The sequence below is a fragment of the Mucilaginibacter flavus genome (assembly GCF_030409315.1).
GTDB classification, from domain to species: domain Bacteria; phylum Bacteroidota; class Bacteroidia; order Sphingobacteriales; family Sphingobacteriaceae; genus Mucilaginibacter; species Mucilaginibacter flavus.
Map to the genome: position 1 here is coordinate 418,324 of NZ_JAUFPS010000012.1, position 15,762 is coordinate 434,085.

The following is a 15,762-nucleotide window of genomic DNA, read 5'->3' on the forward strand; positions in this document are numbered from 1 at the left end:
GCGGAAACTATGTGCAAAATACTTACAGCTCCCTTACCCAAATATTCCTGTAACTAATCGGTTCACTTTTATCGCCATGAGCCTGTAATTTAATAGGCTCCTTACCGTGTTTACGATACTCGGGCTGACCGATATATGGGGTATCACCTTTAAGGGCGGTATTGTTTTGAACCAATACTCCATTGTGTAATACCGTGGCGCGGGCTGCCGACTTAAGAGTACCGTCCTCGTTAAAACGCGGGGCCGTCCAAATCACATCATAATATTGCCATTCGCCGGGTTTGCGGCAGGCGTTTGCCAGTGGTGGCGATTGTTTGTATAAGCTGCCTACCTGGCCGTTTACATAGGTTTTATTGTTGTAGTTATCCAATACCTGCAATTCGTAACCACCTGCACCCCAAGGCAAAGCCGCCAAAAAAATACCGCTGTTACCGCGGGCCTGCCCGCTACCGGTAATGTTTGATGGGATGCGGTACTCAATATGCAGTTGAAAATCCTGGAATTTACGTTTGGTTTGGATATCGCCTGCGGTTTTATCAACGGTGATCACATGATCGGCTACCTTCCATTTATGGGTTGATGAGGAATCATTGGTAGCTACCCACTCATCCAGGTTTTTACCATCAAACAAAACAATGGCATCAGATGGCGCATCGCCCATGTTTTTGGCCGGGGTTACTACGGGTGGTACCGGGGTGTAGTATTCGGTATCTTCGGGTTTGGCTTTTTCCTGGGCCTTTGCGGTTAGGGCGCTGCCTGCCAACAGCGTGGCAAATATTAAAGTGTAATTCCTTTTCATTATGTAAAATCTTATGTGGTTAGTAGTCAATTTATTTAGCCAGTGATTTAATCCAGAGCGCTATTTTACGGGCTTCCTCTTTAGGCACCTGCGGCATGGGCGGCATTGGTGTTGAATAATCCGGCCAATGCTCGGGCTTAGGACTGTGAATCAGTTGTATCAGTTCGTTTACGCTGTATTTTCTTTTGGCAACATCTACATAAGCAGGTCCAACCTGGCGCTTATTGGCGTTATGACATGATAGGCAGGTATTTTTTGCCAGCAATGGTTTTACATCATCAAAAGTAGGCGTTACGTTTGTTGCTGCCAGTACCTTTGCAGGAACGCCTTTTACCAAAGCCCCTTTTTTACCTGTTGCTGTCATCGCCGCTTTTGTTTTGGCCGAGTTTAGCGTGCTCACCTCGCTCATTGAAAGTTTTTGCCCTACGGGGATGCTGTTAAGTGTGTAATAAGCTGTTGGATGCACCAGATTAAAATAATTTTCCTTATCCCGTATGCCATCTAAAGTAATGGTATGGATATAATACCGGCGCAGGTTATTAACGATCAGCCTCGCCCTTAAACCATCCTCAGATACCTTTACACCTGCTATGGGGCATTTTTCGGTATTTACCGGGGGACTGCCATAAACGGCCTGGTATTTATAAATGTAGCTTTCTACTGAATACGAGGCGATATCCTCGGCTACTTTTTTATCAACCGGTTTGGTAAATTCTATCTCAAAACCATCGGGCATGGCGCGGATGGCACGCATTTCAAACGGCACTTTATTGTTCCATACCAAACGTTGCAGACCCATGGTGGCATCACCTGCCGATCCCCAGCCACGGTTGGTTTCACCGGCGGCCAATGAACCATCAGGTAACCAGGCCAGCCTGATCACACCCGACTGAAAACCACTCCTGAAAGCCCATGCCGCGCCTTGGTATTCGCCATTTACTTTCTCTAAAAAGATCCGGTCAACCATGCTCTGCCCCTGGTCGCACACCAGCAGTTGTCCGCCAAACGGACCAAAAGCGTCCTGCGGAATTTTTACAATTTCGGAGTTGGAGATACCCAAAATACCGTGCGGCAGCCAAACTACCGGCAGCGTTAATTCGGGGATTTCTTTTTTGGCCTCAAACTCGGTTTTAAATTTTTCGTTAACAATATCCTGGGGTTTAAAGGGTTGGCCATCTTTGTCAAATTCAATCCGTGGGTTGTTTTTGGCGAAGAACTGCTCAGAAGTTAATTTGAGGGGCGAGTTTGGCAAGTTAGTCCAAACCAGGCTTGATGGGTGCCCCATGAACGCCCCTTTTTTTACCTGCATAATACTGCCAGAGCCTACCCAGTCACCCTGGTTATCGCTGTACCACAACTCGCCGTCAATCATGCTGATACCACAAGGCGAGCGCATGCCCGCGGCCCATGGCGTTACGGTGCCATCTTCTTTAATGTTCAACGTCCAGCCGCGGTAAGGCACAAAGCTTTTGGGGTGCCACCAATCCGGTGGGAAGCCCAGGTTGAGTGTAACAAAGAAAGAACCATCGGGCGCTATTTTAGGGCCGAAACTATACTCATGGTAATTGCCAGATAGCGGCCAGGCGTAAATAGTTTCAAAAACATCGGCCTTACCATCCATATTGGTATCGGTAAGTTTGGTGAGTTCGCCGCGTTGTACCACATACAGCGAGCCATCCTTATAAGCCGCGCCCAAAACCTCGTGCAGCCCCGAAGCAAACTTGCGGAAGAAGGGGTGTTGAGCCGTTGGGTTCTCTACCATAAAAATATCACCACGACGGGTAGTTACCGCCAGCGTACCGTTTGGCAGGGTACATAAACCTCCAACCTCCAATATGGTACCTTCGGGCGCAGGGATTTTCATGATCTTAAAAAAATCGTCCTCTTTAGGCGATTCGGCCTGGGCGTAGGTATTCTGCGTATTGATGGAAAGCGCGGCAGCTGTTAAGGCTATAACCAACGCGCCCTTATTTATCATTTGTTTTATATTGTGAATCATGATGCAGGCAGCTTAAAAGATGATAGAATAGGTTAATTTTTGCTTGATGGGAATAATCAGTTCCTGCTTTCCCCCGGCACCCCTTAAAATTGGTTTTGCCCCGTCATCAATACGGATGTAGTATGATTTATCATCCACGGTATACAAACCGTTGCCCAATGATTCAATGTTGCCGGCCGTTACCAGGTGCACAAATAAACCATCAACCTGGTTTTGTACCATAATTTGCCTGCTGATACCTTGCCCGCCATCTATAACCGTGCTGACATCATTTACCATAGCGCCATAAACCATGTACCTGAAAGTTGGCTGGCCGCTATTATCTAATAGATAACCTTTAGGTTTATATCCTGTTCCTGCTGTATCTGCTGCCCATGGAGTTTGTTCGGTACCCAATTTTTCAATTGAGGGTACAGGTTTGCCAAAGTATAGTACGGAGCCGGCGACGCGTGATGAACCATCGCCCCTATCGTGCCACATGGGGGTGGCATCAAGGAAACCGCCACGCCAGGCTTGCACAATCATGCCTTTATCCAAATCAAAAGTATAATGCACCAATTTTGGGCTCCCTACATTTACGCCATGCGTAACCCGGATTCCGCCCGGTAAATCGCTAAAACTACGCAGGATGGTATTTTCGGTGGCGTTGATCAGTATCGGATCAACCGGATCATTGTTGCTCACGTTGGCATCGCTCAGCAAATATTCCCTAACACCCGGACCGGAAACGGTAAGGCCTAAAGCTGGCTTGGCCCAATCTACTGTTTTGGCGTAAACGAGGTCAAAAGGGTGCTCACCGGCAGCCAGTTGAATCTTGCCCTCCCCCCTGTTGTTGGCTGTAACCGCATCGCTGCCGTTAATACGCAAAGCGCCTTTGCCACCTGGTACGCTTAGCCTAAAAGTGTATTCGCCGGCTTCGGTTACTTTAATATTGCCGGTGTAGCGCATTAAAAAGTCGTTGGTTAACTTGCCCTGGTTAGATGATAGTTCGATTGAGCTTCCCTCAGATTCGGGCTTAAGCGTTTTATAATCCGGATTTTTTATAGCGCCACCTTTGTAAACCGCGTATTTTAAATTGCCCAATACCGGGTGCGGCTTATCAAAGTTGGTAATGTTGATATTCCTGAAAGCTACAGCCCCATGATCGCCCTGGATACGCAGCGGACCAGCCGTGGTTTCCTTGCTATCCATAGCGCCACGGGTTGGGCCGGCAAGCTCTACATTATCCTGTATCAGCACACCATTAAGCCAGACGTAAATCACCTTAGCGTTACTGATCTTTTGTCCCCCGGCATCAAACCTTGGTGCCTGGAAAGATATTTTCATATGTTGCCATAAACCCGGTGCACGGCTGGCATTTTGCCTTGGCGCATGACCATCATAGCCTTGCTGCCCATCGGGTTTACTATCGTCCCAGCGTTCGTAAATTCCACCATTATCGCCCGATTTGGGATTTACCGTACCCCAGCTATCCAGCAGTTGAATTTCATACCGTCCCTGCAAATAAATACCAGAGTTTGATCCTTTAGCCATCAGGTAATCCAGTTCAATATCTACATCGCCATAAGTGCTTTTGGTATAAAGATCTTTCGCTCCTTTTTTACCGGGCAGGTTTACTAAAATGCCCGTACCATCTTTGGTGCTTAAAACTTCATCTTGTTGCAAATCAGCTTGTACGCCGGTGGCCAGTTTCCAGTTTGATGATGGCTCCTGGAAAAAGGAAAGATTGGTAAGTGGTACGCTGCTTTGCGCCTGGAGTTTTTGGCCACCCAGCAGACAAATAAACATCACCAAAGCACCTTTACCGCTAATTTTTATAGTGGGATACTTAATAGAATACATGCTTTCTTATTTATAATATGGTTTAAATGGAATAAGCGCCGTAAGCCCTTATCCTGTGCAATTTAATAATTTAAAAACAATCGATTGCGTAATTATTGTTAATATTTGTGATACAATGGTTTGAGTGTTTGATTGATCAGGATTATTGGTTAAAAAATTATGTTTACATTTTCAGAGTTGCTCCGATTCTTGGCTAAAGTTATCTTGATTATTGTTTATCCTATCTACGGCACAAGGCGTTTACCCAAACATCGGTTTGAACGCAGGAGAAGACTCACCCGCCAGCGCTACGCGCGGCACCCTCTCTTCGGCTTCGCCGGAAAGAGGGGTTTGAAAAGTTTGCCTTTATTGTGATGACCAATTAATAATTAATTATTTGATAATCAGCGCTCAAACCCCTCTTTCCAACCGCAGGTTGAAGAGAGGGTGGCCAGCGTAGCGTGGCCGGGTGAGTCTTCTCCGCCATGCAATCTGCGTTATTAATGCTTTTTCAGGCTCCCGGCATTTTCACAACGCTACACTCCGCTTATTCCCCTTATTATCAACAACAACCACACTTTTCACCCTATCTCCTACCTGTACAAACCTGGCCGACTGTGATAAAAACGAGTTACCATAATAAAACTCCTGCCTTGCAGTTTTACCGTCCTTATAGGTTATTAAAGCATAAGCATCGTGTTCGGCAACCGGTATATTTTTCATTGGGGCATTTGTTTTAAATACCTTTAATGAGTCTTTATTCTGACTGGCAGCCAACAACATATGGCCGCTGTTATCGCGCAGTTTAACGAGGGCTTTGCCGTTGCCGGGTATATAAATGCCGCTTTGCAAAATACTCATGGGTTTAAAGCCGCCTTTACCATCGCCTTTCAGCATCAGGCCGTTCAATGCATCGTAGCGGCCTATGGATACATCGGTGCCGTAGTCGTTACCGTTTATCATTACATCAAGGTTTCCGTCGCCGTCAAAATCGCCGGTTTCCATGCCGTTGAGTACAGATACCTGGGCTTCTATAGGTAAAGGAATCATGGTGAATTTGCCATTGCCATCGTTACGCAGGTAGCATGATTTAAGCATATTGGCTTTCAACCTCACCGCGCCCTCCATTTGCTCGGGCGATAGCACATCGCTCATGGGAGCCGTGGCGTACGATTTAAAGTTTTGAAACTTCTTTTTCATGCTGATCATCTGCTTCAGCAAATCCTCGCGCCCTACCGATGGAAATTCTTTTTTATCACCATCCTGCGATGGTAAAAACAACGACGGTATAGCCGTAAAACTGCCGTTTTTATCAAAATCTTTGGCGGTAATGTAAACCGGATACTGATCACTGGCCTGGAACAAACTGTTTTGCCCAAGGTTACCCACAATGTAATCCGTACGACCGGTATGCCTGAAATCGCCGGCTGCAATGGAATTCCACCAGCCCAATTTACCGCCAACACCGGTATTCGCGGTTACATTAACAAACTTACCATGGTCGTTTTTAAGGAAGGTTACCGGCATCCATTCACCGGCCATGATCATATCGGGCCAGCCGTCGTTATCAAAATCGGTAAACAAGGCATCGCAAACCATACCCACATTTTTCAATACCGGGGCTACCTGGGCGGTAACATCCGTAAATTTAACGTGGCCATCTTTGCTATCGTTACGCAATATCATGCTCGATACCGGCTTTGGATAATTCCAGGGGGCAACCCTGCCAGATACAAACAGATCAAGCTTGCCATCTTTATTATAATCGCAGGCGCGCACGCACATCTTACTGGTAAAGTTGGCCGGTAAAGCATCTGTTGCCAGGGTAAAGTTGCCTTTACCATCGTTAAGATAAAGCCTGTCCTGGTACTCGGGGCTGCCTGTCATGGCCTCGTATCCGCCACTTGCGGCGTACAAATCAAGCTTGCCATCGCCATTGGCATCAAAAAGCAGCAAGCCGGCATCTTTATACAGGTGCTTACCATCTGATGGGGTATTCACCAAATCGCGCTGAGTAAATTTGCCGTTGGGCTGCTGTAAAAATACCTGAGCGGGGTATACGGCGTTACCACCAACTATCATATCGTCGAAACCGTTGCCGTCCACATCACCTACGGCAAGCGCGGGGCTGTATTCTGATAATTTGTGCGGTAATAGTTTTTGAATATTAAAGTCGATAAAATCGGCCGCTTTGTGTTTAAAATGAATGCCTAACGAATCGGACACCTCTTTAAACAAAGCTTTAGTAGCAAACTGGGGCTGGTTTAAAGTGTATGTATTTTTGGCGTCGCTTATCTTAAGCTTCAGCTTTTGATCGGCATACACGTTAATTAAAACCTGTTTTTTATTGCCGGGCCATTTAACCACCACCGAATCTACGATGTTAACCTTCCCTAAGCCAAAATGGGCTATACATTCATCTGATGATAAATAACCCCGGTAAGGATCGTTTTCATAAACCTGTTGTTTGCCATGGTCATAATAAATATTTACAATAGTACCCAGGGCTTCAATGTTTTGCTTATCGCCCGTAAAACCTATTTGCAGGTAATGGGTTTTGTCTTTCTTCTCTTTATCATCTCGGGAGGTATTGCGGTATACCAGCGCTTCGTCGTTAACATTATTGACAACCATATCCATAGCGCCGTCATTATCCAGATCGGCATATACCGCACCGTTTGAAAACGTTGGCAGGCTTAAGCCCCAGGTTTTACTTACATCGGTAAACGTAAGGTTGCCGTTGTTGGAGAAAGCATAGTTGTGCAGCTTTATTTGCGGAATTTGCTCCAGCACCTTTTTCTTGGGCGTTACCGCGAAGGCTTGCTGTCTGTAGGTCATAAAATCTCGATCGGATACATCTTTGGGGTAGCCATTGGTTACCACCAGGTCGCGGTAGCCATCGTTATCAAAATCGGTAACCAGCGGTGTCCAGCTCCAGTCTGTTTGCGACATGCCGCTTAAAAAACCAACCTCGCTGAATGCCGGGCTGCCTATGCGTCCCTGCGCGCCTACTTTTGGCCCCTGGTTAACCTGCAAGGTGTTGCGCACATATTGGTACTGCGTGCCAAACATGTCAAAATATTGAAACATCTGGTAGCTATTGGCACCCAAAATCATCTTTTTACGATAATTATCCTCGGGGTTCATATCCAGCTCCACTACGTCGGCCAGGCCATCGTTATTGATATCCACAATATCCTGCCCCATGGCGTTGTAGGAGGTATGTTTAAAATACTCCTTTGATTTATCGGTAAACGTGCCGTCGTGGTTATTGATGTACAGGATATTACTTGATACAAAATCATTAGATACGTAGATATCTTTCCAGCCATCGCCATTGATATCTACCGTAGTGGCACCGTGGCCAAAGCCATCTATATTGGTGCCGGCTTGCTGCGAAACATCATGAAATACGGCGTGGTGCAGTTTTTCGTCCCAGTCGTTACGGTATAACCTGCCGGTGCTGTTGCTGTTGGTGCGGGTTGCCTTACCAAATACATTGGGGTAATAATTGGATGATGCCGTGTTTACGGTAAGGTACATATCCAGGTCGCCATCGTTATCGTAATCAAAAAAACTGGCCATGGTTGATTGCCGGGTAAGATCCAAGCCATACTCCTTAGCCTCATCTTTAAAATGAGGCACGCCGTCTTTATCCTTGCCCTGATTTATGTATAAAATATTACGCCGCCTTGCCGAATCGGGGTAAATGGTATTACACACGTAAATATCCATTAAGCCATCGTTATTGATATCTACAATGGCAACGCCACGCCCCCATCGGCCCATGCCACTTACGCCTGCTTTATCCGTAATATCTTCAAACTCAAAATTGCCTTTATTGAGGTAAAGTTTGTTTGATACCAGGTTGCCGGTAAAATATAAATCGGGCAGGCCATCGTTATTAAAATCGCCAACACCAACGCCGCCACCGTTATAAATATTGGTCATATCAAAGGGGTTGATGGTATCCGTTTCGATGATCTGGTTATTGAAATGGATGCCTGAATGCGAAGACGAAATTTGCTGGAACAGCGTATGCTTTCTGCACGAAAACAGGCAAGCAGCAAGCAAAAACAAAGCGGAAGTATATATTTTACTCATAAAAGAATAGGAGCTGAAATTTAACAGTATGCATTGATTTATTTGTTGATAAAGGCCAATATCTTTTTAACCTCCTGCGGATATATGGCTATATGATGGGTATGTACAAAAAACCGGACCGGCGGCGCTTTATCCGCAACCTGTACAGAAATTACGTTGGTAGTTAACTCAGGCATATGGCAGCTGATGCACTTGCTTTTTAAAACATCTGCACCAAGCTTATTACTCATTTTACAATAGGTATGCCCAGCGTTGTTATGGCAGCTAAGGCACTTTTGGGCATATAAAACATCGTTACCTCTTGTATTTTGGTGTGTATCGTGGCATGTACCACAATCCATTTTGCTGTTGAGGTAACATTTGCTGCTTTGCAATAGCTGAAATTGCTTACCATGCACATCTAACTGTGTAGTATCTAAATGTTGCTGAAATTCGGGCAGTTTATATTTGGCAAAGGTATCGCCTGGCATAAAGCCAAAGGTTGATTTAAGCAGGGAAGTATGAATGCCCGAGTGGCAAACCGCGCAGGCATCCATACGTTGCGCCCTGCTTAATGAAGCATACCTGGCTATAAACTTCGCCGTTTTTACCTGTGGGTTATTAGTTTGAAAATCGACGTGTTGTGCGCCGGGACCATGGCAGCGCTCGCAATCAATACCGTAAACCATGGTGCTTTTATCAAATTGCTCGTCGCGGCTTAACTGTTGCTTTTCGCCGGGCATTTCATTAACATAGGATACATGGCACTCTAAACAACGTTTACCTATCGACCGGAAATCAACGAAACTAAATTTATAACCGGGACTGGTTGACCATTCATCCTGGCGGTTAAAGTATGAAAGCGGCAACTGGTAAAGCCTGTCATCTTTCCAATACAAATAACTTTCGCCTTTAACCCCGCCAAAAACAACATCAAAACGATGGGCATCCTTTGCCTTGCCATCTACATAATACGTTTGATATAAGCCGCCTCCACGTTTCTCCATCACTATTTTTTGGTTTTGATCTATGCTGAAAGTATTTTTCCCGGCTGCAAAGCTACCATGCACCGTGCCGGCAGTAGCGGGCATTGATGCCATAAAATGCGCCGTATGCAGGTATGAGTCGGCAATTTTAGCATGGCATCTGGCACAGGCTTTTGAGCCGGCGTAAGCATTGCCCCGCGGATCGGCACTGGCTGTACCGGGCTTAAGTTGCACATATAAAATGGCCAGTAATGCTATACAAATACCTGCTATAGCTAAAACTTTCTTCATAGCATCATATCAGTTCAGCACTATTTTATCAAATTTTGGTTTGATGCAATGCATATTAAATTATTGATGTACCGCCATTGGTATTGCAAGTACAATTAGGTTATAAGGGCCGCGTATGTTATAAATATACGCTCATAAATCGGGGTAAAAGCTTTAAATCCCGAAAGGTAAAAAGGCTTCTCCCAATTGGGAGAAGCCGAAACAAGATAACCAATTATAAACCAAATCTCATTTTGATTTAAACTCTTCTGCTTAATAACCTGGGTTTTGAGTCAGGTTTGGATTAAGCCCCCTTGCAGTTTGCGGTATCGGTAATATATCATGACCAGCCGGCAACGATGTACGCCAAACACCATGCAATTTACCATCGGCAGTTGGGCCGTATGGATAAGGTTGCGGTGTAACTGTACCATCAGTACCATAATTGTTTTTGATAAATGCGGCAGCTACACCCGCGCCAGCTCTGCGTAACAGGTAAAACAATGAATATTCGCCGGTTAGCTCGTGCCTGTATTCGCTTAACACCATTTGCAAAGGATCGGTGATTGGCGTGGTTGCTTTACCATCAAAGGTTAAACCATCCTGCATAACTGCCGGAGCGGTACCACCAAAGGCCCTGTTACGTACAATTTTCAAATCGGCCATTGCTCCCGGTACATCACCTGTACGTATTTTACACTCGGCCCTTGATAATAACACTTCGGCATAACGCATCAGGATTTGGTTTTGCGAACCAAATATGGTTGAGTTGCCGTTTGCGCCTGTAAGGTTTGGATCGCGCCATTTTTTAGCGCAATAATAACCAGAGCGGGTAAGGTCATCACCATACCATGGCTGCCTGATAGCACCAACAGTATTGATAATTTTGCCGTCGTCGCCTACGTATGAGCCATATTGCTGACCGGCATTATCTTTGGTACCATTTTTAAACCCATCAATAGTTACCTGGTAACCTTTAATACCACCCCATTTTTTGATAATCCCCGGGCTGATCAATGAATCGCCAGGACCGGCAATGGTTGCATGTTTACGTAAATCACCAGTCTGGTATGAATACTCTAAGCCTGGGTTACCGTAATCGTAACCAAAACCGCTTATTTCATGTGGCCAACTAAAGTCATCAATCCAGGCAACTTCGCCGCCATTTTGCCAGCCGCCATCCCAGCTTTGTGAACCCTGGATGTCAAACTGAATTTCAAATAACGATTCATCGTTGTTTTGATGATCAAATTCATGAACATCAATAAAGTTTGGCAACAGGTGATAGTTGTTGGTCAACTCGGGGTTGTTAAACGCGGTTAACGCATCTGCATATTTACCTAACCACATTTGTGCCGAACCTTCATAGGCATAAGCGGCACCTTTGGTAGCGCGGCCTAATTCTGTTGCCGGTAAAGTTGTTTTTGATTGCAATAAGGTTTCGGCTTGTTTCATATCGGCAACAACCTGGGCAAATACCTGGTCTTGCGTGCTTCTTGGTGATAAGCCATTGGTTGATGCTTTTAATTCGATAGGTACGCCGCCAAAGCTACCGGCAAGGTAATAGTAAGTCATGCCGCGTAAAAAGTAAGCCTCACCTAACAGGCGGTTTCCTAATTCTTCGGTAACAACACCTTTTGATTTAGCTGTCGCGATGATCTCTAACGCCGAGTTGGCGCGGATGATATCGATATACCCGTTTTGCCAAAATGTATACAAAGCGGCAAAAGTTGGGCTGATGGTATAGTTATTCCAGGCAATATCGCCACCATCGTTAAACCAATCGTGCGATGTAAAGTTGGCATAGTACCAGATTGATTTTTTCAGCAAATCGCTGTTCTGGTAACCATCGTAAATGCTGTTTACCAGGGCCACTACATCCTGCGATTTTTCAAAAGTCGCATCAGCGGTTGACTGGAACGTGTTGGTTTGGGTTAAAAAATTCTTTTTGCAGCTAAGCGGAACCAGTAGTGTACCTGCCAGGAGGGCTGCCGCTGCTATATATCTTTTGTTCATTTTCATATCGTTAATTTTTTTATCTCCTTATTAAAATACTACGTTTAAACCCACGGTATAGAATCTTGATGACGGATAAGTACCGTTATCAATACCAGTTTGTGTTGGGCTGCCGCCTTGTGAACCGATCTCCGGATCAAGACCAGTGTATTTTGTAATGGTGAATAAATTTTGTGATGACACGTAGATCCTTACTTTAGTCAGGGTCAATTTTTTAACCAGATCTGTTGGTAGGCTATAGCCAACTGTTAAGGTTTTTAATTTAAGGAAGCTGCCGTTTTCAATCCATACGCTTGATGGTACAAGGTTACCATGATCGGTATCGTCATAATAAACGGCCGCGTAACGGTTTGAAGGGCGAGAAGGTGTAAAGTAATTGTTATAATACTCTTTGCTCACGTTTTCGATACTTACAGATCCGCGTTGCGCAAAGCTCTCTAAATTACTCTCCTGGTAGTTAAGTATTTTGTTACCGTAAACGCCATAGAAGTAGGCGTTAAAATCCCAGTTTTTATAGTTTGCACCTAAGTTAAAGCCACCAAAGAATTTTGGCTGCGCGCTACCTAAAGCTACCTGGTCATCAGGGGTTACGCTACCGCTGTTATTAACATCGGCAAATAACCTATCGCCTACAGCGGTAGTAGCTTTATAATAATAAGAGTTGCCTTTAGCTTTTGCTGCCGCGTTTAAGGCATCTAACTGCGCCTGGCTTTGGATAATTCCAAGTGCTTTATAGCCGTAAAATTCGCCAATTGGCTGCCCGATGTAAGTACGGGTAAAATCAGACCAGCCATCACCAGTTAAGGCCAGGCTACCCAGGTTACCTATATAAGTGTTGCCCGAATTTAAGCTGGTAAGCTTATTTTTTATGAATGAACCGGTTAAGGCAAGGTCAATACGTAAATCGCTGGTTACAGCATGGTTGTAGCTTAATGCAAACTCCCAACCTTTATTTACTATCGAACCAACGTTACTTGGCAAGGTTAAATATCCTGTTTGCGGCGAAGCGGTAAGGTTTAAAAGGAAGTCTTTTGATCTCCTGTTAAAGTAATCAACTGTAAGGGTTAAATCACCATGTAAAAACGAGATATCGGTACCAATATCGGTTTCGTAATCTGTTTCCCAGCGGATGTTATCATTTTCTGGCTGAAAAGAAGCTATACCTGCCTGGTACGTACCGTTTGTACCGCCAACTTTACCAAAAGCGTAACCAAGGTTACCACTGTTGCCCGGTGCCGAACCCGCGGTGTAAAGCGATTGGTAAGTAAAATCGCCAATACCGGCCTGGTTACCTAACTCGCCATAGCTACCGCGGAATTTTAAACCTGATAACCAATCTACATTAGCCAGGAACGATTCTTTTTTAGCATTCCAGTTTAAAGCACCTGAGTAAAAAGTACCGTATTGGTGACCGGGCGCAAATTGCGATGAACCGTCTCTTCTAACTGTAGCGGTTAAATAATACCTGGTTAAATAGTTGTAAGATAACCTTGCAAATTGCGAAGCGTATGAACGTTTAACCTCACCGTTACCATAAGGATCAAGCTTAAGGTTTGTACCCTGGTTTAAATCCTTAATAACGCTGTTTGGCGGAATTACGCTGCCACCCATGCTGTTGTAATCACGTTCCTGCTCAGATACACCACCCACAAAATTGATAGTGTGCGCACCGAAGGTTTTGTCGTAACTTAGGTAGTTTTCCCACAACCAGTCAAAAGTACTGTTGATGTGCTGAGAGAACAAAGCGTTGCCAGATGCACCGGCAGCCGCGCCATACTGATCAATTTTACGGCTATCTGATGGTTGAAAATAAGAACCGTTATAACCTGTATAAGTAACACCTGCATTGGTTTTCAATTTCAAACCGTCAAAAATAGAAGCTTCTAATTGTGAGTTTGCTTTGAAAAAGTTATTAATGTTTTTGTATTGGTTATGATCCAGATCATAAATAGGGTTGCCGTTTTTAGCAACATAGGTATAAATAGGGTTATAAAAACCGTAGTTACCTTTGCCATCTTTTATCTGGCTGGTATTTTTGTTACCGCCATCCAATGTTGGTGGCAATTGGTTAATGTTACCTAAACTGCCGGTACCATAAGGGGTGTTGTAGTTTTGGTATGAGTAATTGGCGTTGGTGGTTGATTTAAGCCATTTCATGGGCGTATAATCTAACTTGGCACCAAGGGTGATCCTTTTAAAGTACGAAGCGTAAACGGTACCTTTTTGATCGTAATAACCAACGGCTACTTTTGATTGTACCTTTTCATTACCACCACGGATAGAAAGATCATAGTTTTGAGTTAAACCAGAGCGGTAAATAGCATTTTGCCAGTCGGCATTAGTTAACGACGATGGGTCGGCCCAGTTAGCTAATGTGGTAAAATGCTTGTTGGGATCTGTAGCGGCTACGGTATTGGCCAGGGTGGCAAATTGTTGCGCGTTTAACAAATCGTACTGTTTAGGCTTGCTTTGAAACGCGTTATAAGCGTTAAATTCAACTATCGCGTTGCCATCTTTTTTACCGCTTTTGGTAGTGATCAAAACAACACCGTTAGCAGCCCTTACACCGTAAATGGCGGTGGCCGACGCGTCTTTCAGGATTTCCATTGAAGCGATATCGCTTGGATTGATGTTATTGATACCGCCCGCGTTCAACGGATAACCGTCGATAACATACAATGGTGAGTTACCGCCGGTTGCCGGGCTACCCGTACCCCTGATGATCACCGAAACGTTACCGCCCGGAGAAGCATCATTGTTAGTTACCTGTACACCCGCCGCACGGCCTTGTAATGCCTGATCCACGGATGTAACCGGTACCTTTTCGATAGTGGCCGCGCTAACCGAGCTTATGGCACCGGTAACGTCGCTACGCTTGGCGCTACCGTAGCCAATTACCACAACCTCGTTAAGGGCCTTATTTTCGGGGGCTAATTTTACGTTTAATGCAGCGCCATTTACTGCTACCTCCTGGCTTGTATAACCAACAAAGGTAAATATCAGGGTAGCATTGCTGCCCGCGCTGATAGCATAAGTTCCTTCGGTATTTGTACTTGTTACCGTTGTTGTGCCCTTTACCCTGATGGTTACGCCCGGAATTGGCAGCCCGTCGTCGGCACCGGTAACTTTTCCGGTAACTTTAGTTTGCGCATAACCCGACATGCTCACCAGCAAAAGTGATAAGCTGACCCAGATCAAAGACACAACTTTTTTGATGTGTAGTTTTCCTCTCATACATTATTATGTTAAAATTTAAAAATTGGTTTGCTATCTAAGCGGTTCAATATCCTGCCTCTTGCAAGCGGAATTACTAAACCTTGATACCAAATCTATACAACCCAAACAATCGATTGTACTACATATGTTAAAATTGATACAACAAATGTTAACCTGTATAAATACATTGATTATCAGTTATTTATAATTTATATTAATAAAAAAAGAGAGTTTTATAATTAATATCCGCCTTAAAATGATACAAATTTATCGTGCTTTTTACGGTGGGGTTAGTGTATTTAAGGGGTTGGGATACAAGCGCATTTATTAAAATGCTCGTTTAGGATATGGGGAGTAATGATTATTGCGAATTGGTTGATGAATGGCGCTACTTTGGAGCACTTAACAAGGAAGAAATTGAAAATGGAACGATGTTAAATGAATCAAACTATGCGGCCAAAGGGTTCTTTTTCAAATCCCCTCTTGAGAGGCTACTGTGTGTACACATCTTTTAGTTGAAGTTTTGAAACATTAACCATCCTTCATATACGTTATAGAATTTAGCCAGGCCT

7 protein-coding genes are annotated in these 15,762 nt (G+C 44.6%); all 7 read right to left on the bottom strand.

What is annotated here, in order from left to right; translation table 11 throughout:
• Positions 1-22 precede the first annotated feature (22 nt).
• The 7 genes from QWZ17_RS04520 to QWZ17_RS04550 all read right to left on the bottom strand — a co-directional run bounded on the left by QWZ17_RS04520 (position 23) and on the right by QWZ17_RS04550 (position 15,208).
• Positions 23-799: a 3-keto-disaccharide hydrolase gene (locus QWZ17_RS04520; protein ID WP_290303757.1), complete on the bottom strand. Its 777-nt coding sequence runs from the start codon at positions 797-799 to the stop codon at positions 23-25.
• Positions 800-830: 31 nt separating this feature from the next.
• Positions 831-2,798 carry a c-type cytochrome gene (locus tag QWZ17_RS04525; protein ID WP_290303758.1) on the bottom strand — a complete coding sequence of 656 codons (1,968 nt, stop codon included), beginning with the start codon at positions 2,796-2,798 and terminating at the stop codon, positions 831-833.
• 12 nt (positions 2,799-2,810) lie between these two features.
• Positions 2,811-4,640, bottom strand: a complete 1,830-nt coding sequence (locus tag QWZ17_RS04530; RefSeq protein ID WP_290303760.1) for a 3-keto-alpha-glucoside-1,2-lyase-like domain-containing protein — start codon at positions 4,638-4,640, stop codon at positions 2,811-2,813.
• A 507-nt stretch (positions 4,641-5,147) separates the two neighbouring features.
• Positions 5,148-8,723 carry a VCBS repeat-containing protein gene (locus QWZ17_RS04535; protein WP_290303761.1) on the bottom strand — a complete coding sequence of 1,192 codons (3,576 nt, stop codon included), beginning with the start codon at positions 8,721-8,723 and terminating at the stop codon, positions 5,148-5,150.
• A 38-nt stretch (positions 8,724-8,761) separates the two neighbouring features.
• Positions 8,762-9,979: a multiheme c-type cytochrome gene (locus QWZ17_RS04540; protein WP_290303763.1), complete on the bottom strand. Its 1,218-nt coding sequence runs from the start codon at positions 9,977-9,979 to the stop codon at positions 8,762-8,764.
• A gap of 252 nt (positions 9,980-10,231) precedes the next feature.
• Positions 10,232-11,974: a RagB/SusD family nutrient uptake outer membrane protein gene (locus tag QWZ17_RS04545; protein ID WP_290303764.1), complete on the bottom strand. Its 1,743-nt coding sequence runs from the start codon at positions 11,972-11,974 to the stop codon at positions 10,232-10,234.
• A 30-nt stretch (positions 11,975-12,004) separates the two neighbouring features.
• Positions 12,005-15,208 carry a SusC/RagA family TonB-linked outer membrane protein gene (locus tag QWZ17_RS04550; protein ID WP_290303765.1) on the bottom strand — a complete coding sequence of 1,068 codons (3,204 nt, stop codon included), beginning with the start codon at positions 15,206-15,208 and terminating at the stop codon, positions 12,005-12,007.
• Positions 15,209-15,762 lie beyond the last annotated feature (554 nt).

Excerpts from the sequence above, each read along its gene's own strand:
- QWZ17_RS04520 (WP_290303757.1), bottom strand. The coding sequence starts at position 799 with ATGAAAAGGAATTACACTTTAATATTTGCCACGCTGTTGGCAGGCAGC.
- QWZ17_RS04525 (WP_290303758.1), bottom strand. The coding sequence starts at position 2,798 with ATGATTCACAATATAAAACAAATGATAAATAAGGGCGCGTTGGTTATA.
- QWZ17_RS04530 (WP_290303760.1), bottom strand. The coding sequence starts at position 4,640 with ATGTATTCTATTAAGTATCCCACTATAAAAATTAGCGGTAAAGGTGCT.
- QWZ17_RS04535 (WP_290303761.1), bottom strand. The coding sequence starts at position 8,723 with ATGAGTAAAATATATACTTCCGCTTTGTTTTTGCTTGCTGCTTGCCTG.
- QWZ17_RS04540 (WP_290303763.1), bottom strand. The coding sequence starts at position 9,979 with ATGAAGAAAGTTTTAGCTATAGCAGGTATTTGTATAGCATTACTGGCC.
- QWZ17_RS04545 (WP_290303764.1), bottom strand. The coding sequence starts at position 11,974 with ATGAACAAAAGATATATAGCAGCGGCAGCCCTCCTGGCAGGTACACTA.
- QWZ17_RS04550 (WP_290303765.1), bottom strand. The coding sequence starts at position 15,208 with ATGAGAGGAAAACTACACATCAAAAAAGTTGTGTCTTTGATCTGGGTC.